The sequence below is a fragment of the Polaromonas sp. P1_E3 genome (assembly GCF_056405935.1).
The window spans coordinates 1-2,327 of sequence record NZ_JBFUBD010000405.1 but is presented as its reverse complement, the minus strand read 5'-3'; the positions used below and the strand labels follow the sequence as shown (position 1 = coordinate 2,327).

The window sequence follows — 2,327 nt, the reverse complement described above, 5'->3', positions numbered from 1 at the left end:
GGATTTTTATGAGCGCACCTGCAATCACTGCCCATTCGAGCCCGGCCAAGGCGCCGGGGCGCAGCCTTGCGGCCTGGTGGCAGGCTATGCCGTTGACGGCGGTGTTTGTGGTGTTTTTTCTGGTGCCGCTGGCGCTGGTGTTGATGGTCAGCTTTTGGGACTTCAATGAATATGAGTTGCTGCCCGGTTTTACGCTGAAGAATTACTTTGCCATCTTTGAAGGCTGCGGCAATACGTCGGAGATGTGCGTCACCTTCAAGACCTATTTGTCGACCTTCAAGTTCAGTTTCCTGGTCTGGTTGATCACGCTGGTGACGGGCTTTACGGTATCGTACTTCCTGGCGTTTTATGTGCGCTCGCAAAGTGTACAAACGTTGCTGTTCGTGCTGTGCACGATTCCGTTCTGGACGTCCAACGTGATCCGCATGATCTCGTGGGTGCCGCTGCTGGGCCGTAATGGCCTGGTGAACCAGAGCCTGACGGGCCTGGGCATCGTGAACCAGCCTGTGGAGTGGCTGCTGTTTTCGGATTTTTCGGTGGTGCTGGCGTTTGTGCATCTGTACACCATGTTCATGATCGTGCCGATTTTCAATTCCATGATGCGCATAGACCGCAGCCTGATTGAGGCAGCCAATGACAGCGGCGCTTCGGCCTGGCAAACGCTGTGGAACGTCATCGTGCCGCTATCGCGCACGGGCATCATCATCGGCTCCATCTTCGTCATCACCATCGTGATGGGCGATTTCGTGACCATCGGCGTGATGGGCGGCCAGCAGATCRCCTCCATCGGCAAGATCATCCAGGTGCAGACGTCTTACCTGCAGTTTCCGCTGGCGGCAGCCAATGCGGTGATCCTGCTGGCGATTGTGCTGATGATCATCTGGGCTTTAACGCGCTTGGTCGACATCAGAAAGGAACTGTGATGCAAGACAAACGCACCGCCGGCTTCTGGTTCCTCGCCGCGTTCTTTGCACTGTTTGTGCTGTTTTTGTACGGCCCGATGTTTGTCATCGTGGTGCTGAGCTTTCAGGGGCCTGAAGGCGGGCTGACGTTTCCGCTGCGCGGTGTGTCGCTGCACTGGTTTTACAAGCTGGCCGAAGGGCTGGGCGTGGTGGACATCGGCGCGGCGCTCAGGCGCTCGCTGGGCCTGGGCCTGGCGGTGATGGCTTTCACGGTGGTGTTCTCTGTGCTGGCCGGGCTGGCGTTTCGCAAGAAGCTCGCGGGCGGCAACGCGCTGTTTTTTGTGGTGGTGGCCAGCCTGATCATGCCGTCCATCATCGTGTCGCTGGGCATTGGCCTGGAGTTCCGCCTGCTCGACACCGGCGTCAAGAAAGCCCTGGAGGCTTTCGGCATGGCCGATGCGCAGGAAGGCTACGGTACCTCGCTGGGCCTGTTCACCTCGGCGCTGGGCGCACACCTGACCTGGACGCTGCCCTTTGGCCTTTTGATCATGTTCGCGATTTTCAACCGCTTCAACCCGGCTTACGAAGAAGCCGCGCGCGACCTGGGCGCCACGCCGTGGCAGGGCTTTCGGCATGTGGTGCTGCCGCTGATTGCGCCGTCGGTGGTGGGCATTGGCATGTTTGGTTTTACCCTGAGCTGGGACGAGATCGCCCGAACCTCGCAGGCCATCGGCGACGTGAACACCCTGCCGCTGGAGCTGCAGGGACTGACCACCACCGTCACCACGCCGTCCATTTATGCTCTGGGTACCGTCACCACTGTGGTGTCGTTGCTGGTCATGGCGCTGGCCCTGGGCCTGGCCTGGTGGCTGGGCCGCCGGCAAAAGAAAGGCACCCGATGACCGAGGCAACGACAGCCACTCCCCTGACCGATAGCGAAATGTATGAGCGCGTGATCTCGGCCATCCTGGACCACCGCCTGCCGCCAGGCACCAAGCTGGTCGAAGACAAGCTGGCCGGCGCCTTCGGGGTGTCGCGCACGCGGATCCGCCCGGTGCTGGTGCGGCTGGCCAATGAGCAGGTCGTCACCCTCATTCCCAACCGCGGCGCCACTGTGGCCCAGCCCACCGAGCAGGAGGCGCGCGAAGTTTTTGAGGTGCGCCGGCTGATTGAACCCACGCTGGTGGAGCTTTTCATTGCGAAGGCGAGCGAGGCCGACATGCAACAGCTCAAACGCTGCATTGACGACGAGGAAGCAGCGCGCCTGGCCGGCGACATGCACCGCGCGATCCGGCTGTCGGGCGACTTTCACCTGCAGATCGCCGAGCGCGCGGGCCACCAGACGCTGGGCCGCATCCTGCGCGAACTCACCTCGCGCACGTCGCTGATTTTGATGACCTACAGCACGTCCCACAAGGACAGCCG

General features: G+C 61.1%; 3 protein-coding genes. All 3 read left to right on the top strand.

Annotation, left to right across the window (positions count from 1 at the left end):
* Positions 1-8 precede the first annotated feature (8 nt).
* Entirely contained in the window at positions 9-923 is a 915-nt protein-coding gene (locus AC1D0Z_RS19820; RefSeq protein ID WP_477659889.1) for an ABC transporter permease, read from the top strand.
* Positions 923-1,804, top strand: coding sequence for an ABC transporter permease (locus tag AC1D0Z_RS19815; protein ID WP_477659888.1), 882 nt, complete (start codon positions 923-925; stop codon positions 1,802-1,804). Before AC1D0Z_RS19820 ends, AC1D0Z_RS19815 begins: the two co-directional genes overlap by 1 nt.
* Positions 1,801-2,327 (top strand): GntR family transcriptional regulator (locus tag AC1D0Z_RS19810; protein WP_477659887.1); only part of this gene is annotated, 527 nt, incomplete at its 3' end. The genes AC1D0Z_RS19815 and AC1D0Z_RS19810, both read left to right, overlap by 4 nt.